Source organism: Ralstonia sp. SA306 (genome assembly GCF_054792405.1).
In genome coordinates, this window is record NZ_CP096451.1 from 440283 (window position 1) to 461690 (window position 21408).

General features: G+C 65.1%; 11 protein-coding genes. 2 read left to right on the forward strand and 9 right to left on the reverse strand.

The window, feature by feature from the left end; all coding sequences use genetic code 11:
• Nucleotides 1-191: 191 nt before the first annotated feature.
• From M1D44_RS02100 to M1D44_RS02120, 5 genes are all read right to left on the reverse strand, one after another.
• Nucleotides 192-2396 carry a c-type cytochrome gene (locus M1D44_RS02100; RefSeq protein ID WP_428984647.1) on the reverse strand — a complete coding sequence of 735 codons (2205 nt, stop codon included), beginning with the start codon at nucleotides 2394-2396 and terminating at the stop codon, nucleotides 192-194.
• A 371-nt stretch (nucleotides 2397-2767) separates the two neighbouring features.
• Nucleotides 2768-3847 (reverse strand): 3-deoxy-7-phosphoheptulonate synthase AroG, encoded by a 1080-nt coding sequence (aroG, locus tag M1D44_RS02105; RefSeq protein WP_012762821.1) that lies wholly within the window; start codon nucleotides 3845-3847, stop codon nucleotides 2768-2770.
• A 390-nt stretch (nucleotides 3848-4237) separates the two neighbouring features.
• Complete coding sequence (gene tldD / locus M1D44_RS02110; RefSeq protein ID WP_024974813.1) at nucleotides 4238-5701, reverse strand: metalloprotease TldD; 1464 nt, start codon at nucleotides 5699-5701, stop codon at nucleotides 4238-4240.
• 30 nt (nucleotides 5702-5731) lie between these two features.
• A complete protein-coding gene (locus M1D44_RS02115; protein WP_316853053.1) occupies nucleotides 5732-6601 on the reverse strand; it encodes a carbon-nitrogen hydrolase family protein in 870 nt (289 codons plus the stop codon).
• A gap of 5 nt (nucleotides 6602-6606) precedes the next feature.
• Nucleotides 6607-10887: a YhdP family protein gene (locus tag M1D44_RS02120; RefSeq protein WP_316853054.1), complete on the reverse strand. Its 4281-nt coding sequence runs from the start codon at nucleotides 10885-10887 to the stop codon at nucleotides 6607-6609.
• A 175-nt stretch (nucleotides 10888-11062) separates the two neighbouring features.
• Here M1D44_RS02120 and glnE point away from each other — a divergent pair, with 175 nt between their 5' ends.
• Both glnE and rrtA read left to right on the forward strand, forming a co-directional pair.
• Entirely contained in the window at nucleotides 11063-13906 is a 2844-nt protein-coding gene (gene glnE / locus M1D44_RS02125) for a bifunctional [glutamate--ammonia ligase]-adenylyl-L-tyrosine phosphorylase/[glutamate--ammonia-ligase] adenylyltransferase (protein ID WP_316684201.1), read from the forward strand.
• On the forward strand, nucleotides 13903-14523 hold the full coding sequence (gene rrtA, locus M1D44_RS02130) for a rhombosortase (RefSeq protein ID WP_316853055.1): 621 nt from the start codon (nucleotides 13903-13905) through the stop codon (nucleotides 14521-14523). Before glnE ends, rrtA begins: the two co-directional genes overlap by 4 nt.
• An 88-nt stretch (nucleotides 14524-14611) precedes the next feature.
• Here rrtA and mprA (M1D44_RS02135) read toward each other — a convergent pair whose 3' ends face one another.
• The 4 genes from mprA (M1D44_RS02135) to M1D44_RS02150 all read right to left on the reverse strand — a co-directional run bounded on the left by mprA (M1D44_RS02135) (nucleotide 14612) and on the right by M1D44_RS02150 (nucleotide 21407).
• Nucleotides 14612-16669 (reverse strand): MprA protease, GlyGly-CTERM protein-sorting domain-containing form, encoded by a 2058-nt coding sequence (mprA, locus tag M1D44_RS02135; protein WP_024974818.1) that lies wholly within the window; start codon nucleotides 16667-16669, stop codon nucleotides 14612-14614.
• A gap of 196 nt (nucleotides 16670-16865) precedes the next feature.
• Nucleotides 16866-18845, reverse strand: coding sequence for an MprA protease, GlyGly-CTERM protein-sorting domain-containing form (gene mprA / locus M1D44_RS02140; protein ID WP_439004488.1), 1980 nt, complete (start codon nucleotides 18843-18845; stop codon nucleotides 16866-16868).
• 190 nt (nucleotides 18846-19035) lie between these two features.
• Nucleotides 19036-20679: an MprA protease, GlyGly-CTERM protein-sorting domain-containing form gene (gene mprA / locus M1D44_RS02145; protein WP_112183746.1), complete on the reverse strand. Its 1644-nt coding sequence runs from the start codon at nucleotides 20677-20679 to the stop codon at nucleotides 19036-19038.
• A gap of 263 nt (nucleotides 20680-20942) precedes the next feature.
• Nucleotides 20943-21407, reverse strand: a complete 465-nt coding sequence (locus M1D44_RS02150) for a hypothetical protein (RefSeq protein WP_080693632.1) — start codon at nucleotides 21405-21407, stop codon at nucleotides 20943-20945.
• Nucleotide 21408: the final 1 nt, after the last annotated feature.

Sequence of the window (21408 nt, forward strand, 5' to 3'; positions counted from 1 at the left end):
GGATGCCTCCGGGGGAGCAGGGGGAATCCACCTACGATATGTCAAAGACAACGCACTTGTGTGACTTTGGTGCGTCTTGCTCACATTTGTTATATGTTGCGCCGCACCAGTGCCCGCACCGGCAACAGAAGGCGCCCCCGACGGCCTTTGCCGTCATTTCATGGCGCCTATGTTGCATAGGAGGGCCGTGGTCAATAGCGAGCATCGCCAGGTTTCTTATCCTTCGGCCAGTCATTGACCTTGGGCGCAAAATCCGGGCGGGGCATGTGTGAGAAGAACTGCGCCACATCCACTGCCTCTTGATCCGTCAGCCCGCCTTGACCCAGCGGGAAGCGATTGTGAAATGCGATCGGCATGTTGTGCTTCACAAAGGCTGCCGCAGTGTAGGTGCGCGCCATGCCTGCGCCAATGTTGAACGACTGGTCACCCCAAAGCGGCGGATAGACATATTGGCCTTGCGCGTTCGTGATGCCTTCTCCGTTGGCACCGTGGCACAGCGCACACTGGGCCGTATAGATATTCCGTCCATTTTCCACATTGGGCACCAGACTCTTGTCGATCTTGCCCACGCCGCGTCCAGGGACCTTGTCTTCCGGCTTGGTCTCGCGCTTCATCCAGTCGAAATAGGCGACCATGGCTTTCATCTCTTCGGAATTCACCGGCAAAGGCTTGCCGTTCATCGAGCGAAGGAAGCAACCATTGATGCGCTCTTCGAGCGTTATGACACGCCCGGCGCGCGGTGCGTAGCTGGGGAAGAAGGCGGAGATGCCGACATAGGGCGAACCGTCGGCAACCGTGCCTGCATTGAGGTGACAACTGGCGCAATTGAGCTTGTTGCCAACATTCTTGGGCAGCATGTTGTGCGTATCGATGTTCAGGCGCGCGCCCAGCACCAACTGCTTGGCGTTGGGTTCTTCGAGCACGGCGGCCAAGCGCGGTGTTTCGAACGGGGTGGCATCCAGTTTCCTGACTTCCAGTTCCTTGCGTGCCTTGCCCACGTCCGATGCAGCCACTTGTTGCTGCTTGGCGCTGCCCCAGCTTTCGCGCGTGAAGTTCACGATCTCGGCGATTTCCTGGTCGCCCAGCCGAGCAAACGAAGGCATGGTTAGCACTCGGGCATGGCTGACCGTCTGTGCAGTGGCAGAGCCAGTCAGCAGAATATGCAGCAGCGTGGCCGGGCTGCTCTCGCCCAGTACCGGGTTGCCTGCCAGTGGCGGGAACACGTTGGGCACGCCATCGCCGTTGCTGCGGTGGCAATCGGCACAGAACTGCAGATACCCCAAGCCGCCGCGGCTGGTGTAGAGATTTGGCGGCGGGTTGGGCGCGCCGGTGGCATGCTGCACCGGCTGTGTCGATGCCCCTGAGGCAGGTGGGACGATCACGGGCGCAGGACCTTGCGCAATCTGCATCGGCTTGTCGATTTTGCTGGTGGGCAAGGACTTCAGGTACTCGCCAATCGCCAGCAAATCGCCGTCCGTCATGTACTGCGTGCTGTGCTGTACTACGTCCACCATGTTGCCCGAGACGGCGCCATGGCGGTTGCGCCCGGTCTTGAGCATTTCAGCGACATCCTGCGGTGTCCAGAGGCTGCGCAGACTCAGGGCACGCCAGCCTTCGACCGTTTCACCGGCCAGGAAGTATCTGCCGTTGGAGTCGGCCTCGGTCATGGTCTTTTCCTGAAAGCCGATACCGCGCGGCGTATGGCAGGCGCCGCAGTGCCCCAGGCCTTGCACGATGTAAGCCCCCCGGTTCCACTCCTGAGATTGCGAAGGCTTCGGCCGGAACGGCTGGCTATCCAGAAAAGCCCAGTTCCACAGCGACAATCCCCAGCGCTGGTTGAAGGGAAACGACATACCCAGCGGCCTGTTGGTCTGCTGCACTGGCGCCACACCCTTCATCAGATAGGCGTACAGCGCTCGCATGTCCTCCGGCGTCATCTTGGCGTAGGACGGATACGGCATGGCCGGATACAGGTTGTGACCATCCGCGGCGATGCCCCTACGCATCACGCGATCAAACTGGTCAAAGGTATAGCGCCCGATGCCTGTTGTGGCTTCTGGCGTGATGTTGGTCGAATACAGCACGCCAAACGGCGTCTGCAGTGCAAGCCCGCCGGCCATCGGCTTGGATTTGTCGCTGGTGTGACAGGCGACGCAGTCGCCCAGCCGCGCCACATAACGCCCTCGCGCCACTTGCGCGCGCGTCGCATCGTCCATGTTCTTCGCATCGCTCGCAGGCAGGTCGTCAATCACCTGGGGCAACTGCGTATGGGCAGCGGCGATGGTATGAGCCGCGGGTGTCGTCGTACCCAGCGAAGCGCCAGAGGCATGCGTAGGCGCGACCGGCTGTAGTTGGGCTTGCGCCCCGCACTGCCACGCGGCAAATGTCGCGGTCATGAGCATGAACTGCAAAAGCCGCTTTTTCGTACGCTTGGCTGTGTGGGAGTTGGGCATGCTGACTTGTTCTTCCGGGGGGGGGAGGGTGGACTTAAGGGGGAGTCACCATTTTATTAAGAGGGGTAACCGTAAGATCACATCGTGCTCGCTTCTGTTTGATCTATCGCACGATTGCCCCGTTGGGTGGGTTGCTCACTTCAAGCGCGGGGATCGGGAGCCGATCCAGGTGAGGCAAGACGACAGAGAGAACAACTTGCCCATCGCGGTTCTGGTCAGCCTCCGGATCGCCCCGGCTTGCAGCGTTTGTCCTGCGCGGAAACAAAAAAAAAGGACGCCCTACGGCGTCCTTCTTTGCGTCACTCTGGCGTGACTCAGTTGCCGCTGCCCGGCACCAGACGGCGCTTGCGCACGGCGTCGGCCAGCGTTTCCAGCACCTTCACCGAATCGTCCCAGCCGATGCACGCATCGGTCACGCTCTGGCCGTAGGCCAGGTCCGACACCGGCGTGCCCTGCACGTGGTCCTGGCGACCAGCGTTGATGTGCGACTCCACCATCACCCCCACGATGCGGTTGTCGCCGGCAGCCATCTGGCGGCCGATGTCTTCGCACACCGGGATCTGGTTTTCATGCTTCTTGCTGCTGTTGGCGTGCGAAGCGTCGATCATCAGGCGCGCGGCCAGGCCCGACTTGGAGATGGCGTCGCAGGCTTCCTGCACGCTGGCGGCGTCATAGTTGGGCGCTTTGCCGCCGCGCAGGATGATGTGGCAGTCCTCGTTGCCCGCCGTCGACACGATGGCCGAATGGCCGCCCTTGGTGACTGACAGGAAGTGGTGCGGCTGCGATGCGGCCTTGATGGCGTCCACGGCGATCTTCACGTTGCCATCGGTGCCGTTCTTGAAGCCGACCGGGCACGACAGGCCGGAAGCCAGCTCGCGGTGCACCTGCGATTCCGTCGTGCGCGCGCCGATTGCGCCCCAGCTCACCAGATCAGCGATGTACTGCGGGCTGATCACATCGAGGTATTCGGTGCCGGCGGGCAGGCCCAGCTCGTTGATGTTCATCAGCAGCTCGCGCGCGGTGCGCAGGCCGTCGTTGATCTTGAAGCTGCCATCCATGTGCGGGTCGTTGATCAGACCCTTCCAGCCGACCGTGGTGCGCGGCTTCTCGAAGTACACGCGCATCACGATTTCCAGCTCGTTCTTGAAGCGCTCGCGCTGCTCGACCAGGCGGCGGGCGTAGTCCATCGCTGCCTTGGTGTCGTGAATGGAGCAGGGGCCGATGATGACGATCAGGCGATCATCCATGCCGTGCAGGATGCGGTGCATCGCGTTCCGGCTTTGGTAGATCAGGTCGGACACGGTGTCGCTGCACGGGAATTCGCGGATCAGATGCGACGGCGGCGTCAGCTCTTTCAGTTCGCGAATGCGCAAATCATCGGTGTTCTTCGGCATGGAAAGCTCCGGGGATGTGTCTTGAGTTCTATTGGAAACGTCTATTGTGTTCGGATCGTGTTTCGCGTCGGTGCCGGGGTGGGGCAGGTGACTGGGCGAAAAAAAAAACCGCCAGGGTCGCTGGCGGTTTTCGGTATCTGCTGGGTGCTTTATTTTTGCTGCAAGCGCCCCTCTCCTTCCGCCAGCGGTGCGAGATGCCAAAAGTAAAAGTAAAAAAACTTGGCGAAGGACATGAGAGGAAAACGCGTCGATGCAGGAAAAATTGTGGCGCAGAGGTGACTTGAAACTACTGCGCCGCACCAATCGAACCGTCTTTATAAACCCTTTCTTTGAGGGCTGCAAGCGCGGATTTTCCGGGCCTGCGGCGCCAAAACGACGGTTTCAGGGCAATCAGGCCGTGCCGCCCACCGTCATGTTCTCCATGCGCAGGGTCGGCTGACCGACGCCCACCGGCACGCTCTGGCCTTCCTTGCCGCACACGCCAATGCCCGAATCGAGGCGCATGTCGTTGCCGATCATGGTCACGTGCTTGAGCGATTCCGGGCCGCTGCCGACCAGCGTCGCGCCCTTGACCGGGGCGGTGATCTTGCCGTCTTCGATCAGGTAGGCCTCGCTGGCCGAGAACACGAACTTGCCGTTGGTGATGTCGACCTGACCGCCGCCGAAGTTGACCGCATACAGCCCCTTCTTGACGCTGGCGATGATCTCTTGCGGGTCCTTGTCGCCGCCGAGCATGTAGGTGTTGGTCATGCGCGGCATGGGCAGGGCGGCGTAGCTCTCGCGGCGGGCGTTGCCGGTCACGGGCATCTTCATCAGGCGCGCGTTGAGCGTGTCCTGCATGTAGCCCGTGAGGATGCCGTCTTCGATGAGCGTGTTGCACTGCGTGGGGTTGCCCTCGTCATCGAGGTTAAGCGAGCCGCGGCGGTTGGCAAGCGTGCCGTCGTCCACCACGGTGACGCCCTTGGCGGCCACGCGCTCGCCCATGCGTCCGGAGAACGCCGACGAGCCCTTGCGGTTGAAGTCGCCTTCCAACCCGTGGCCGATGGCCTCGTGCAACAGCACGCCGGGCCAGCCCGGGCCGAGCACCACGGTCATCGTGCCAGCCGGGGCCGGCTTGGCTTCCAGGTTGACGAGTGCGGAGGAGACTGCCTCGTCCACGTATTCGCGCAGCAGTTCGTCGGTGAAGTAGCCGTAGGCATAGCGGCCGCCACCGCCGGAACTGCCCATTTCGCGGCGCCCGTTCTGCTCGGCAATGACGGTCACGGAGATGCGCACCAGCGGGCGCACATCTGCCGCGATCACGCCGTCGCTGCGCGCGACCAGCATGACGTCGTATTCACCGGCCAGGCCGGCCATCACCTGCACGACGCGCGGGTCCTTGGCGCGGGCAAGCTTTTCGATCCGCTCCAGCAGGGCGACCTTCTCGGAGGCTGTCATCGAATCGAGCGGGTCGTTCGGCGCATACAGCGAGTGGCTGCCCGGGGTGCTCGCCAGGCTGCTCGCCACCTTCACGCGGCCGGCGCCGGCCTTGCCAATGGTGCGCGTGGCGCCGGCGGCCTGCATCAGCGCGGGCAGGCTGATATCGTCGGAATAGGCAAACGCGGTGCGGTCGCCCGAGACGGCGCGCACGCCCACACCCTGGTCGATGCTGAAGCTGCCGGATTTGACGATGCCTTCTTCCAGGCTCCACGCCTCGTTGCGTGTGTACTGGAAGTAGAGATCGGCATAGTTCACGCGGTGCGTGAAGATGTCGGCCAGCGCGCGCTGCAGGTGCGCTTCATCAAGGCCGTAGGGGTCGAGCAGCACGCGGCGCGCGATGGACAGATTCTGGATGGCGATGTCGCCTGCGTTCATGATCGGTTCTCGCAAAAAAATTCGATTGGCTTACATCACGCGGTGCTTGAGCGCCGGCAAATCCCGGCGCACTTGTGCGATGCGGGCGGGGTCCATGTCGCCGATGGCAACGCCTTCGCCCTCGGGCACGGAGGCGATGACTTCGCCCCACGGGTCGACGAGCATTGAATGGCCCCAGGTACGGCGGCCGTTTTCATGGCGCCCGCCCTGAGCGGCGGCGAGCACGTAACACTGGTTCTCGATGGCGCGGGCGCGCAGCAGGATTTCCCAGTGCGCGGCGCCCGTCACGTAGGTGAAGGCCGCCGGCATCAGAATCAAGTTCAGGTTGCCTTGCGACGCCAGCGCCCGGTACAGCTCAGGAAACCGGAGGTCGTAGCACACCGACATGCCCACGCGGCCGCACGGCGCATCGAAGGCGACTGGCGTGGCGCCGGGCTCGATGGTACGGGCCTCGTCGTAGCGCTCTTCGCCGCGCACAAAATTGAACAGGTGGATCTTGTCGTAGCGCGCGACACGCAACCCGGCCGGGTTGAATGCGAGCGACGTATTGCGCACGCGCTGTTCGTCTTCGCACCACATCGGCAACGTGCCGCCGACGAGCCACAGCTTGTGGCGGCGCGCGGCATCGGCGAGGAAGGCCTGGATCGGGCCCTCCTGGTCGTCCTCGCGGATGGCGACCTTGTCGCTGTCCTTACGGCCCATCATGCAGAAGTATTCCGGCAGCAGCGCGAGTTGCGCGCCCTGGGCGGCCGCCTCGGCAAGCAGCGCATCTGCGCGCGCCAGGTTGGCGTCCACGTCGATGGCCGTCACGGTCTGGATGGCGGCGACGCGAAAAGGTGCATCGAAAGACGCATCCATACCGGATGCGACGGGGGCCGGGGCAACGGTGGTCGAAGTCATGGGGGCTATTTTGCCGAGGTTTGCGATTGGCTGCCCGAATTACCGTTGGATGCGACTTTCTCGATCTTCGGATCAGCCCAGCTACCGGTCACGTGGTACTGCGTGACGAATGCCTTCGACAACTGATCGCCCAGGACCAACTGCGCGGCCAGCGTGCCCAGCCCGAGGGCCGGATTGATGAACGCCGCCGCCAGCGAGGCCGACGTGGCGTCCACCTTGGGCGTGACCTTCACGCGCAGGTCCTGCGTTTCATCGAGGATGTTGGCCGAGCCTTGCATGGCCACCTGGAACTGCGGGCCCTTGACGGCAAAATCTTCGGTGTGGGCAACGCCGCTGGCGATGGTGCCGGTGGCTGCCACGCTCTCGAACGGCGTGCCACGGCCTGTGGCGCTGCGCAAGTCGGTTGCGAAATGCAGTAGCCCCTGCAGGCTCAGCACGCCGGCCAGCTTGGCCAGGCCCGGATCGACTGGCAGGAACTGGCCGCGCTCCAGGTTCAGCGCCATGCGGCCGTTGAGCGTGGGATAGTCGATCGACATGGGCGAGCCGCGCCAGACCACGCGGCCTTCGAGCTTGCCCTTGGCACCGTCGATCACCTTGGCGAAGCCCATCTTCTGCAGCAGGTCTCCGGTGTCGCGCAGGTCGAGGTTGAAGTCGAGCAGCGTCCGGCGCTCGGGATCATCGCCACCGCCACGCAGGCGTCGCGGGATGCGCCACGTGCCGCGTGCCGTCAGCGTGGCGGCGGGCTGCTCGATCTTCAGCGTCTCAAGCGTCCAGACGGGCGCGCCGTCGGTGATCTGGTTGCGCGCCTTGATCTCCAGCTTGCCGAGCGCCTTGCCACGCAGGTCGAATTTGTCGGCAACGAGGTCGACCGATGGAATTTCGTGCGAGCTGCTGGCCAGCGATTCGGTGAGCGCAGTCTCTTCCTTCGCATCCGGGATGCTCATGCGCGACAGACGCATCGTCAGCTCGCCGAAGGGCACGGCGGCGCTTTCGGCGTGCCAGCGCGCGCTGCCTGCAATTTCGCGCGAATCGATGGTCGATTGCCAGTTGGGGCCGTCGCGCGTGGCATCGATGCGCACGGCGTTGAAGTCGCGGCCCAGGATGCGCAGCGTTTGCGCGCGGGCGCTCAGGTGGCTCGGCAGATATGCGCTATGGCTGTCGGAGGCGTTGGCGGCATTGGCCGCATGTTCGGCCGCAGTCTGGCTGGCGCTCTTGTCGGCAGCGGGCGCGGCAAACACCTGGCGCCAGGCGTCGATGTCCAACTGATCCAGCGCCAGGTTGGCCTGCACGCCTTCCTGGGGCTGCGGCACGGGCTGCCGTATGCCGATGCCGCCTCGCAGCACCTCGGTGCCGTTGCCCGTGCTGCGTTGTTCGTAACGCGCGCTGACGATATTGCCGATCTGCAAAACGATCTCGTCGATGGCGTTGTTGGAAGCCAGCGGCTGCATCTCGAAACGCACCGGCAGCGGCTGCCCGGCGGCCTTGTTCAGCGGTGCCGGCAAACGCACCGTCATCGGCGTGAGGTCGGACTGCACCTGGATGAGCGGGCGATGCTGCTTGACGCTGATGGTCGCGCTGTATGGTGCGCTGCCCTCCAGCGAACGGGCGATGGCGGCCACCGGGCTGTTCTCCGGCGTCGTGTCCCGCAGCCCTTGCGCCGATGCGGTGCCCGCCACCTGGATGCGGATCGTGCCGTCGGGTGCGGTGCCGCCCGTGGGGCGGATTTCGCCGCCGGCAAAGCGCGCGCGCAGGTTGTCGAAACCGATGCCTTTTTGCGTAAAGGTCAGCGCGCCGTTGACGTCGGTGAGCGGTGGCGCCTGCGGAACAAGCGTGACGTCATTGCGCACGAACGTGACGCTACCCTGGGCGCGCGTCGAATGCATCTCGTGCAGCGGCAGGTCCAGCTTGAGCGCCAGCGTGGCGTTGCCCTGGGCGTGTGCGTCCTTGGTGAAATGCCCGATCCACTGGCCGATGGGGCTGGCCTCGACGTATTGCAGGAAGTTTTGCGTGGAGCCATCGCCGCGACCATCGATGGTGAGCAGCGGGCTGTGGTCGCCCATGTCGGGCAGGCTGCCATTCACGTCCTGCAGATTCACGCCCATTACCTTGGCGCGCGCCACCTTGAACGACAGGGATGCCCGATCGAAGATCACCGTGCCGTCGATGTTGGTGAACGCCGGCCAGTCACCCGGGTGCGTGGGCACGCGGCCCGGCGGATTATGCGCGGCTTCGGGCGGCGCCGATTGGTACGTCACGTCCTGGATCGGCACTTCCACGCGGAAGACGCCCTTGTGCGGCGGCCGGAACGGGAAGTCGTGCAGATCGCCCGCCAGTGCGAAACCGACGTTGTTGGCCGTGCCGGCTTGCAGCGCACCGCCCAGGTAGTCACGCAGATGCTGTCCGATCGACAGCGGCAGGTAGCGCGGCACACGTGGAACGTTAGCGCGGTCCAGCGTGCCCTTCAGATCGATGGTCCCGAGATGGCTGGTGTCTGGCGCGTGACGATAGCTGCCCGTGATGCGCGCCGACAGGTCGTCGTTGGAGAACGCAAGGTTGTCGCTGGTGACGACCAGTTCCTGCTTGCGATACGTCCAGTTGAACGTGCCCTGCAGCCGGTCCAGCGGCACACGGGCGTCGGCAAAGGTGCCGGGCAGCAGCAGCGCGGTGTCATTGGACTCGATGCGCAGCGTGCCCTTGTCGTTGGAGAAGACCGCGTTGCCGGAGATGTTTTCAACGCCGGGCACGGCTGGCTCGGGATGCTGGCCCGGCGGCACCGCGGGCAGCGCGCCGGGGCCGAACGACACCTGGCGCATCGTGGCGCGGCCCGTGAAGTGCACGGGCGCCGGCGCATTTGGCCGCCAGCGGGAGACATCGCGCTGCCAGTTGATGTCGAGATCGTCGATGCGGCCGGACGGTTGTTTGGTACGCAGCGGTTCGAGCACGCCGGCGGGCAGCGGCAGCGCAGTGGCGATGTTGCGCAAGTCTGCCAAATCCAGTGTCGTGGCTTTGACTTGCAGGCTGCGCAGCGCATTGCGCGAGTCGAGCGCCCACCCCACGGTGACATTGCGCAAGCCACGCGGCGTGCCAGCCGGGTTGGCCGGCGCCTGGATGCCGGGTCCTGCCAGTTCGGGCGCCGACGGCGGTTGGGCGGGTGGATTCAGCGGCTGCCAGAGCAACGTGTCGACGCGCAAGGTGTGCTCGCCGCGCGCATTGCGCTGATGCGTGGCCAGCGCCTGGAGGCTGCGCAGCTGCAGCGGGTCCAGATCCTTGCGGACCTGCAGATCGAGCTGCTGCCCCGTCAGCCGAGCCTGGCTGCGCGTGAATACGCCGTCGGCAAACTCCACCGACCCGTCGGAGGTGAGCGTGCCGCTTTTTGCGGCGGCCAGCACGGGCACATAGCGCTGTACGGAAGCCAACTGCAGCGTATCGACCTGCCAGGAGGCCTGGCCGCGCCAGTGGCGCCAGTCGCCTGGGCGGGCCAGCAGGTCGTGACGGAAATCGGCGTGCAGTTTGATGGGGCCGTTGAACAGCGTGGGCGAGGTCCCGCTGGCCTCCAGCCGGTGCCGCGTCGGGCCGCTGCGTAGCTGCACCCGCACATTGCCCAGCGCCACTTCGGGCACCTTCTGCTGCTCGTCGAGCCAGCGGACGGCGCCTTGCTGGAAATCGATGTCTCCTTGGGAGAGGAGCTGGTCGAGGAAATCGCTGTCGCCGCCGGTGTCCGGGCCGAGTGGCATGCCTGCGACGAGCAAGGCGCCCTGAGCGTTGCGCCGTACCAGCACGTCGGCCTGGCTGGCGTGCAGGGAGGCAAAGGTGATCTGCATGCGCAGCAACGAGCGCCAGGACAGCCGCGCCTGCACGTCCTGTACCGCGAAGGTGCGACGGCCGGCAGTGTCGTGCGCGTCGATGCGCTGGGCGCGGAAGGCCGGGTGCCAGCCCTCCCAGTAGGTCTCAAGCGAGCCGATGCCGACGGTGGCGTGCAGTGCGCTGGACGCCTCGCGCTCCATCCATTCGCGCGCCAGGCTTACGCGCGGCCACAGGATGAAGCGCACCGCCAGCATGCCCACGATGGTCAGGACGGCCAGCGCCGCCGCCGTCTTCCAGAGCACGCGCCACAGCTTGCGCCAGATCGGGGCGCGCAAAACAGTCCCAACGCCCGTGCCGATCCGGCTGACGAATCGCACCAACCACGCCCAGGCCGTGGGCCGGCCCACCCCGCGTGTGGACAGGGTGCTGGCGTGTCCACCATCGGACTTCGGCGATTCTGGGGGCTGGGACGGGCGAGGCATGATGCGGATTATCCGATATTCAGGAGGCGGCGCCACATTTGGAGTTGGGCGTCGCGCCTGCCCAGCGGCAAGCACGCCCAATGCCCATGAACGTTGGTGACCACGGATTGCCCTGCGTTTATCGGCGCGCATTTCAGCGAGAATGGATGTTTCCGCCAATGCTCGATGCGTCCGCATGACTGATTCCGCCTTGTCCGCCCAGCCATTTCTGCAAGCTCCGGCCCGCGTGCCGGAGGCTCCCGCCGCTGCGCTGCCTTTTGCACTTGCGTATTCGCGCTATCTCCAGCGCCAGGCGCAAGCGCGTGAGGGCTGGGCCGAGCGCGTGCAGGCCGGCGCAGGCCACCCGATTGACGTGACGTGGCTGTCGGCGCGCTTTACCGAGTTGTTCGACACCAAGGCCGTGGAGGTCGAGACTGCGCTCAAGCGCGCCTTGCGCCTGCTGCGCAATGAAGTCTTCGGCGCACTGGTTGAGCGTGACCTGTCCGGCGCCGCGACGCTCGATGAGGTCACGGGCACGATGACCGACCTGGCCGAGTTTGCCGTGCGCATGGCCATTTCCGTGATCGGCCAGGAACTGAGCGCGCTGCACGGCCAGCCGATCGGGCAATCCTCGGGCGAGGTGCAGGAACTGGTGGTGGTTGGCATGGGCAAGCTGGGCGGGCGCGAGCTGAACGTCTCGTCCGACATCGACCTGATCTTTCTCTACGACGATGACGGCGACACGCAGGGCGGCCCGCGCCCGCTCTCCAACCACGAATATTTCACGAAGCTTGGCCGGCGGCTGATCAACGCGCTGGCCGATGTGACGGAGGACGGCTACGTCTTCCGCGTCGACATGCGCCTGCGGCCGAACGGCGATGCAGGGCCGCTCGCGTGCAGCCTGGGCATGCTCGAGGAGTACTTCGTCGTGCAGGGCCGCGAGTGGGAGCGCTACGCCTGGATCAAGGGCCGCGTGATCACCGACCCGGCCAGCCCGCATGCGGCCCGGGTGATTCAACAGTTGGAGCGCGTGACGGGCCCGTTTGTCTTCCGGCGCTATCTCGATTACGGCGTGATCTCCGCCATTCGCGCGCTGCATGCGCAGATCCGCAACGAGGCCGCCAAGCGCAGCAATGGTGCCAACCAGCAGCGCGATAGCACGGGCCACCTGCAGGCACGCTCGCCCAACATCAAGCTCGGGCGGGGCGGCATTCGCGAGATCGAATTCGTCGCGCAGGTGTTTCAGCTCATTCGCGGCGGGCAGGATTTCGGGCTGCGCGTGCGGCCTACGCTGGAGGTGCTTCGGGCGGCGTCAGAGCGCGGCCTGATCGACGCCGAAGCCGTGGCGCGCCTGACCGAGGCCTATCGCTTCCTGCGCCAGCTTGAACACCGCCTGCAGTACATCGAAGACGCGCAAACGCACAACCTGCCGGGCTCCCCGGAAGATCAGCTGCGCGTGGCACGCATGATGGGCTTTGACGATTATGCGGCGCTGGTCACCAAGCTTGAGGCGTATCAAGACGAAGTCGCCCAGCATTTCGATCAGACCTTCTCCGACAAGCAGGACAGCCAGCCGCCGTGTGCCGCCGTCTGGCATGCGGACCTGCTCGACGAGGAGCACACGGAAACCGCCCGCGCACAGCTCGCCGAACTCGGCTACGCGAATCCCGACAGCGTGCTGGAGCGGCTGCGCGCGACGCGCAATTCGCCGCGTTATCGCGCGTTGTCTGAAGTCAGCCGCCAGCGTTTTGACTTGCTGATCAACCGCGCGCTTGACCACGCATCGCGGCAGACAGATGCCGATGTCACCATCGCGCGCTTTCTCGATTTCTTTGACGCGATCAGCCGGCGCTCGTCGTATCTGTCGCTGCTGAGCGAATACCCGCAGGCCATGGAGCGCGTGGCCCACACGCTGCACGCGTCGCGCTGGGCGGCGGACTACCTCACGCGCCATCCGCAACTGCTCGATGAGCTGCTCGACGTGGAAGCGCTGTCCGCCGAGCCCGATTGGCCCGCCTTCCGTGCGCGCGTGCGAGACCGTCTGCAGGCAGCGTCCGACCATGTCGAGATGCAGATGGACATCCTGCGCCAGGAGCACCATGCAGAAACCTTCCGCGTGCTGCTGCAGGACCTGCAGGGCATGCTGAGTGTCGAGCACATCAGCGACCGGCTTTCCGATCTGGCAGATGCCGTGCTGGACCTGACGCTTGAGACCGTCTGGCAGCAGGTCACCACGCGTCACCGGGAGGTGCCGCGCTTTGCCGTGGTCGCCTACGGGCGGCTCGGCGGCAAGGAACTCGGCTATGCGTCAGACCTCGACGTCATCTTCCTCTACGACGACGATGACGAACGCGCGCCCGATGTCTACGCGTCATTCGCGCGCAAGCTCATCACGTGGCTGACGAGCCATACCGCTGCGGGCATGTTGTTCGACGTCGACACGCGCTTGCGCCCGAACGGCGCGGCGGGCTTGATGGTCACGCACTTCGAAGCCTTCCGCCGTTATCAAATGCGCGAGGGCGACAACGCGGCGTGGGTGTGGGAGCACCAGGCGCTTACGCGCGCACGCTTCTGCGCGGGCGATGCGGAAATCGGCGAGCGCTTCGAGGCGCTGCGCACCGCCGTGTTGCGCCAAGCGCGCGAACCCGGTCCGCTGCGCGACGAGATCGTGGCAATGCGCGAGCGCGTGGCAGAAGGCCATGCGAATCCCACGGGGCTGTTTGATCTCAAGCACGATCGCGGAGGCATGGTCGATATCGAATTCACCGTGCAATTCCTGGTGCTGCTGCATAGTGCGGCGCATGCCGAGCTGACCCTCAACAAGGGAAACATCGCGCTACTGCGCATGGCTGGCGAACTCGGGTTGATTGACGCGACGGCGGCCGCGCAGGTGGCCGATGCCTATCGGGACTTCCGCGCACGCCAGCACAAGCTGCGGCTCGACGGACAATCCGTTGCGCGCGTACCGGTCGACACGTGCGCAGACGAGGCCGCGCACGTACGTGCGTTGTGGGAGCAGGTGTTCGGGCCTGCGCAATGAGTGCGCATCGGCAAACGCTGCACACGTGGGGCGCATGCGCCGGTGTGGCCGCGCTGTCGGCGGCCTTCTCTTTCGTGCCGTGGCTGTACGCGGTCGGGCTGTATCAACGCGAGGCTGTGCGCGCGGGTCAGTGGTGGCGCATCGTCACCGCCATGTGGGTGCATCTAGACACGTGGCATTGGTTGGCGGATGCGATGGCGGCGGTAGGGCTCATCCTGCTGCTGGCGCGTGTGTTGCGGCCGCAAGTCATCGTTGGCACGCTGGTGGTGTGCGGGGTGCTCGTGCAGATCGCACTGCTCAATCAGCCGACCGTGCAGTGGTACGGCGGGCTCTCCGGCGCGCTGCATGGCCTGGCGGCATGGGGCGGGCTGCGGCTGCTGAAGCCGTCTGCGGACGGGGCGGAGGATCGTTTCTCACGCTGGATTGGCGTGGCGCTTTGCACAGGCGTGCTGGTGAAGGTGTGGCTCGAACAATCGTGGCTGTCGCCCATCGCCTATGACCCGCACTGGGGGTTTGGCGTGGTGCGCATCGCGCATGCATTTGGCGCGGCCAGCGGGTTGCTGATTTGGGTGTTGGGGGAGTGGCGCGCGCAGGGCAGGCGGCAGGCGCACGGTTGATCGCCTGAGCGATCGCATTCGCATGCATGAAAAAACGGACACGCTGGAGGCGCCAGCGTGTCCGTTTTGCGTTTGCACGATAGCTCGATCAGGCTTTGCGACGGCGGAAGGCGAGCGCTCCTCCGACGAGCAGCAGGCCTGTAAGCCACAGTGGGAGCGCACCACCGCCGCCGCTCTGGTTCAGCGGACCTGTGCCGCTCGTGCCACCGCTGAAGGGCAGGGTGCCCGAGCCGGTGCCGGGAGTGGTAGTCGGCGGTGCCGTGACCGTGACGGAAGTCGAGGCCGATGCCGTGCCGCCCAGGTTGTTCGTCACCGTAATCGTGAAGCTGTAGGTACCTGCGGCGCTCGGGGTGAATGTGGCAGTGACGTTGCCGTTGCCATCCGGGCCGGCCACCGTCGGAGTCACGCCCGGCCCGCCGGTCTGCGCCCACTGGACACCCCCACTGGGCAGCGTATTGCCAAAGCCCGCACCAACCACGGCTGTCAGCGTGACAGCGTTGTTGGCCACAATGGTGCTCGCCGAGCTCGATACGGTGACCGTTGGTGTGCCGACCGACAGTGCGATGGCGGCTCCGGCGTCCAGCATGCCTGCCCCACAGATACCCGGGTTCTGCGTGCAGAACGTACCCGCCGGGAATGCGCGCGCCGATTGGCTCAGGATCGCCTGGACATCGTCCACGCTCAACGTTGGCTTGTGGGACAGCAACAACGCAGCAACGGCAGCCACGTGCGGCGTGGCCATCGAGGTGCCCATCTCGGTGGTGTAGTAGCTTGTGCCTGCGTCCGGCGTGGTGAGGCTCTGATTGGACAGCGACACAATTTGTCGGCTGGTGACGGCGCCATTGCTGCCCGTATTGATGATCGCACCAGGGCCGCCTCCAGGGGCACTGAGCGTCGTGCCGCTGCCCACATTGGCGTAGACGGCGAGGTCGCCATCGACCGTATGCGCCGTCACTGCAATCACACCCTTGCAGTTTGCCGGCGAGCTGATGGTATTGAGACCGTCATTGCCCGTCGCCACCACGATGGTCGCGCCACGGGCGCGGGCCGCGCTGATGACGGCTTGTTCTGCACTCGAGCATGCCCCTTGACCGCCCAAGCTCATGTTGACCACCTGCGCCATCGGCGAATTCGGTTGCAGGGCCGTGCCGCCAGCGCCCGGTACATTGCTCGCGCCGGTCACCCAGGCGAGGGCATCCATGATGTCCGAGGTGACACCACCGCACCTACCCAGCGCTCGGGCCATCTGGATTGTCACGTTGGGTGCAATGCCGGCAATGCCGACAGAGTTGTGCTGCGCGACGATCTGGCCGGTGACGAACGTGCCGTGCCAACTGCTGTCGGAAGCTCTGCCGCAATAGGTCGGATAGTCGGTTGCGTTCTGGGTGGTCACCCAGTCGCCGGGGTCCGACGGGTTGGTGTCGCGGCCGGCCGGCGTGTCCAGCGGGTCGTTTTCGACGAAGCCCAGCGGCACCGTCTTGTGACTGGCCGGGTCGGGCATCGCGTTGTAGGCATCGTTGCTGATGAAGTCGTAGCCCGGGCGGATATTGGCGCCCACGAAGTCCTCGTGGTTGGCTAACAGACCCGTATCGATAACGGCGACGTTGACTGTACTTGCGCCCTTGGTCGAATCCCATGCGGTCGTGATGTTGGCTCCGCCGACAGCCGTGGTGGCAGGGCCGTTGGCGACAACGGTACTCGGCCACAGGCTCCATTGGTCGACGAACTTCGGATCATTGGGCACGGAGCTAGGCCGCATGATGCGGTCCGGCGACACATACTCGAACTGGCCACTGGCCTCCATCCGTTGGGCCACCGCCTGCGCGTCGGCAACCGACATCGTGCTCGGCAGCGTAACCACGTGTGCGCCGCCCGACATCGCACGCTTATAGGTCACCGGCAGTTGTGCTGCGACCGACCAACGTTGCACTGTCGCAACGTCCGCGCGTGCAATGGGGGCGCCGACCGCAACCGATTGCGTCTTCAGCCCACTGCTTTTCTCTTTGACGATGAGTTGCGTCACCCATTGCAGTTGCGGTGCAGGGCTGGTGGTCCTACCCCCTGCCACCGCCGGCACTGCGTGATACGACACGAGCGCGAGCGCTACCAGCGCCCGAGCCACACCCCCTGAAACCCCTGTTTTCATGCGGACCGCCCCGATTGTTTTTGTGGACTTGTGAAATTTGCCAAGGCATTTTCCTGAAGGATTTCCGGGGCCGCGAACGTGTTTTGGGTTTAAGTAGAAACCCTAGTTTCGTTGGCCGGGGCAGGTATGTTGCCGTCCATCGGGGTGAAAAAAAACCGCCTCACAAGGAGGCGGTTTCGCGATGCGCAGGTCCGTGTCAATGCGAAAGCGAACGCCGCTTCCAACCTGTCAGCCCCCCGGCCACCAGCAGACCTGCAACCCACAGTGGGAGCGCGCCACCGCCACCGCCACCGCTACTGCTAGTCGCAGTACCGCTACCCGTGCCTGAGCCCGATGTCGCCGCCGCCGCGGTAGTAGTCACGCTGACCGTATCTGACGCAGTTGCGCCCGAGCTATTCGTCAACGTCACGCTAAAGCTGTACACGCCCGCGACGCCCGGCGTGAACGTGGCGGTGCTGACGCCGTTGGCATCGGGGCCAGTCGTCGTCAGGGTGATGGGCGTCCCGGCGGTCTGGGCCCAGACGGTGCTGCTGGTCGTTTTGTTATAGCCGGCGCCTCCTATGGACGTCAGCGTGACGGCCGTGTTGGCGGTCACGCTCGACGCCGATGCCGTGGCATGCACGGTCGGCGAGCCTTGCGCCTGCGCGACGGCTGCACCGGCGTCCAGCGTACCGGCACCGCACACGCCAGCGTGTGTTGCGCAGTAAGTGCCGGCCACGAACGGTCGGGCAGATTGCCTGATGATCGCCGTGATGTTGTCTGGGGTCAGTGCCGGCTGAACCGACAGCATCAGCGCTGCGGTCGCGGCCACATGGGGCGTGGCCATCGACGTGCCGATGTCCTGCGCGTAGGCGTCGCCTGCGGGAGATGCCACCGGTGTTGTCGTGCCAGTATTGGACAGCGACACAATTTTGCTGGCGGAGCCGGGAATGACCGTGCCCGCACCGCCGCCAGGGGCGCTGATCACCGTCTGCGCGCCGACATTGGCGTAGAACGCGTTGTCGCCTTCCTGCGAGTGTGCCGTCACGGCGATGGTGCCAGTGCAGTTGGCCGGCGCATCCACGGGCCCAGCTTCGTTGCCGGTGGCCGCCACGATGGTGACGCCCAACGCACGCGCTGCGGTAATGCTGTTCTGCTCGAGTGTCGAGCAGCTTCCGGAACCGCCCAGGCTCATGTTGATGACTTTGACGGGCGTCGGGTTGTTGGTTACGCCCGGCACCGAGCCGCCGGACAGCCACGTCACGGCGTCCATGATGTCGGAGGTTGCGCCGCCGCACTTGCCCAGTGCCCGCGCCATTTGCACACGCACGCGGGGGGCGATGCCTGCGATACCGATGCCATTGTTGCGCTGCGCCCCGATCTGGCCGGCGACGAAGGTGCCATGCCAGCTGCTGTTGCTTACCGAGCTACCGCAAAACGTGGGATACAACGCGGCGTCGCTGCTGGTCACCCAGTCGCCGGGGTCGGAGGGATCGGTATTCGTGAGCGTGTTGTTGGCGCCGTTGTTGACGAAACCGGATGGGATCGTATTGCCCGTCTTCGGATCAGAGCTGCCGGTCATGGCGCTGTTGCTGACGAAGTTGCGGCCCGTGCCGAAGCTCAGCCCAACGAAGTCGGCATGGTCTGCACGGATGCCGGTGTCGACAATGCCAACGCCAACGGTATTGACGCCGGTCGTGGTATCCCACGCGGCTGTCACGTTGGCGCCGCCGGGCGCGCTGGCCGTCGGCGCCAGCAGGTTCCATTGCTGTCCAAACAGCGGATCGGTGGCGAGTGCCATCGGCCGCATGATGCGGTCGGGCGACACATATTCAAACTGGCCGCTAGCCTCCATGCGCTGCGCGACGGTCTGGGCGTCTTCCAGCGTCATGACGTTGGGCAGCGTCAATACGTGGGCCCCGCCCGACATCGGGCGCTTGTATGTCATCGGCAACTGCGCTGCCGCCGACCAGCGTTGCACGGTCGCCACGTCTGCGCGGGTTGACGCGCCGTCTGTTGCAACCGATTGCGTCTTCAACCCCGTGCTTTTCTCTTTGACGACCAGCTGCGTCACCCATTGCAGCTGCGTATTGAACGTTGTGGATTTCTCCACGGCCAGCGCTGGCGCAACGTGATACGACACCAACCCAAGCGCTAACAGCGCCTGTACTACACCCCCGGCAACCATTGTCTTCATCGGAGCAGTCCTGTCTTTTTGTAAGGGATTACAAAGCTTGCATTTGCATTGTCCAAAAGGATTGAGACAGCGTGCAGTAGATCGCATTAGGTATAAACCCTAGTATCTGGCGACGGAAGGGGTGTGCAGGAGCACCACAAATGAAAACCGCCTCCAGAGGGAGGCGGTTTCGGTCAAGCCAAAGGCCGCGTCAATGCGGTAACCCACGCTTGCGCCGACATGCAACCCCCAGCGCCAACAGCAGCGCCGCGCCAACCAGCGGGATGGCTCCGCCGCCTCCGCCACCACCGCTGCTCGTACTCCCGGTCGATCCCCCCGACCCCGTCGTGCCACCACCCGAGCCGGCCGGCGCCGTGTTCTGGGCATAACTGACGGCACCGGCGGTATCCAGCAGGCCAGCGCCGCAGATGCCGGTGTTCACAGCGCAGAAGGTGCCGCTAGGGTGCGGCCGCGCGGTCTGCTTCAGGCCAGCCAATACCTGCGCGTTCGACAGCTGTGGTTGCACGCTCAGCATGAGCGCGATGGTGGCGGCTGTTTCCGGTGTCGAAAAGCTCGTGCCTGCCACCGACTTGACCGTGGGGTTGCCGACAGTCTGTGCACCATCGTTGGAGTCGGCCTGGATAACGGAAACGGGCTCTGCACAAGTCGCCGGAGTTGTACTCGTGACGACTTTCGAGTTGCCGCAGCCACCGCCCGGCGCGGACAACGCCACCTGGGGTCCCACGTTTGCGTAGCTGGCGTTCTCGCCGCTGTCGACGTGCGCAGTGACGGCGATGGCGCCCGTGCAATTGGCCGGCGCATCAACGGTCTGCGCGGCTTCATTGCCGGCGGCCGCCACCACGATGGCGCCGCGTGCGGCCAACTGGTTCACCGCGTCCTGTTCTGCCGCAGAGCACTGTGTTGTGCTGCCCAGGCTCACGTTCACCACCCGTGCCGGGTTGGCGTTGGTCGGCACGCCAGACACGTTGATGCCGCCTGCCCACAGCATGCCGTCCACCGTATCGGATAGCAGCGCGCCGCATTTGCCCGACACGCGCACCGGTACGATCGGTGTGTTCCAGCCTACCCCTGCAATATCGAGGGTGTTGTTTGTCTGGGCGGCGAGCACGCTGCTGACCTCGGTGCCGTGCCAGCTGCTATTGGCGATGTCGCTGCTGGTGCAGCCGGAAATGTTCGCGACATCCGTGCTCGTTACGCCATCGCCCAGGTCATGCGCGTCCGTCCCGCGGCCGAAGGTGTTACCGGCGCGCGCCGGGTCGGAAATGAAGTTGTAGCCCGGCAGGATCTTGGCTGACAGGTCGGGGTGATCGGTATAGCCGGTATCGACCACTGCCACCACGATGCCCGTGGAACCCTGCGTGATGCTCCACGCCGCAGCCGCGTTGATGCCGCCAGGTACCAGCGCCGGCGCGGCCAGGTTGTTCTGCGTGGCGAACAGCGGATCGTTCGGAATGGTGTTGGGCCGCAGGATGCGATCAGGCACCACGTAGGCCACGCGGGCGTCCTGCGCGATCTTGTCGACGGTAGCCTGGATGCTGGCGGCATCGGTCAGCCCTGTGCGCATGAGCTGCGCGTTGGTGCCCAGCGTGCGCTTGACCTGCAGCGTGCTGCCCGCCGCTTGCGCTACCGACAGCAACCGGTTGTTCGCCTCGCTGGCCGAGAGCGTCTTGCGCGTGCCGCTCGTGTCGTCGCGCCATTTGATGATCAGGTCACCGGTGTATTGCGGCAGCGGCGCGGCAGCTGTAGCGACCTGGCTGCCCATCACCCAGGCAAGACAGGCAAGGCCGGCGCCCGCGCGGAGCCAAGACTTCAACCGGAAGAGGGAGGGGGTCATCAGCGGGTGCTCCGTGGGGTCTCGTTGTAATGAGAAACGTCGTCAGGATGTGATCGTTGACATACCGTTACACAAAACCAAAGGTAGCACGCGACTTGTCCGCTTGGTGTGGCGGCGATGGCCGATCACGTTTGCGAGGGGAAAAAGGCCGGTTGTGAGTTGCTGCTGAAGCAGAATGCGGGCCTGGCGACGGAACGTGGAGTAGGAAACCGGACGCCACGCGGCGCCCGCTCTTTCACAGTGTGGAGCGGTGTCGCGGTGGTTCAGCGTTGGATTTTCATGATGCGATCCGGGTCGGCCGAGGCGATGCCGGGCGTGCTGCGCAACGCCGTCACTGCGCCATCCAGCGTGGCCGATGCATCGCCCGAGCTGGCGCGCACCACCCAGAACCCGCCCGACATCGGACGTACCACCGCAAAGGCCAGGCGCGGCGTTGCGCGTGCGCCCGCGGCATCCAGCACACCTTGCACCGTGGTGGACGAGGTGGTCGGCGTGCTCAGGCCGATGATGATGTCGCCCAGATTGTGCGCAGCCGACACGGAGGCTGGAGGCTGGGTGTTGGCCGAGGCCGGGTCCATGGCAGGCGGTTTTCCCGGGTCAATGGCCGGCACGGACTTGCACGCGGTCAGCAAGCACAGGCCGAGAGCTATCGCCAGTGCAGGCTTGGCGGACGACAGCAGGGATCGAGGGCGGGCAGCCGGTTGGATCGTGCGGGCCATGCGGGCCATG

Coding starts and splice junctions, on each gene's coding strand:
- M1D44_RS02150 (WP_080693632.1), bottom strand. CDS start 21,407: ATGGCCCGCATGGCCCGCACGATCCAACCGGCTGCCCGCCCTCGATCC.
- mprA (WP_024974818.1), bottom strand. CDS start 16,669: ATGAAAACAGGGGTTTCAGGGGGTGTGGCTCGGGCGCTGGTAGCGCTC.
- aroG (WP_012762821.1), bottom strand. CDS start 3,847: ATGCCGAAGAACACCGATGATTTGCGCATTCGCGAACTGAAAGAGCTG.
- M1D44_RS02115 (WP_316853053.1), bottom strand. CDS start 6,601: ATGACTTCGACCACCGTTGCCCCGGCCCCCGTCGCATCCGGTATGGAT.
- mprA (WP_439004488.1), bottom strand. CDS start 18,845: ATGAAGACAATGGTTGCCGGGGGTGTAGTACAGGCGCTGTTAGCGCTT.
- M1D44_RS02100 (WP_428984647.1), bottom strand. CDS start 2,396: ATGACCGCGACATTTGCCGCGTGGCAGTGCGGGGCGCAAGCCCAACTA.
- rrtA (WP_316853055.1), top strand. CDS start 13,903: ATGAGTGCGCATCGGCAAACGCTGCACACGTGGGGCGCATGCGCCGGT.
- M1D44_RS02120 (WP_316853054.1), bottom strand. CDS start 10,887: ATGCCTCGCCCGTCCCAGCCCCCAGAATCGCCGAAGTCCGATGGTGGA.
- glnE (WP_316684201.1), top strand. CDS start 11,063: ATGACTGATTCCGCCTTGTCCGCCCAGCCATTTCTGCAAGCTCCGGCC.
- tldD (WP_024974813.1), bottom strand. CDS start 5,701: ATGAACGCAGGCGACATCGCCATCCAGAATCTGTCCATCGCGCGCCGC.
- mprA (WP_112183746.1), bottom strand. CDS start 20,679: ATGACCCCCTCCCTCTTCCGGTTGAAGTCTTGGCTCCGCGCGGGCGCC.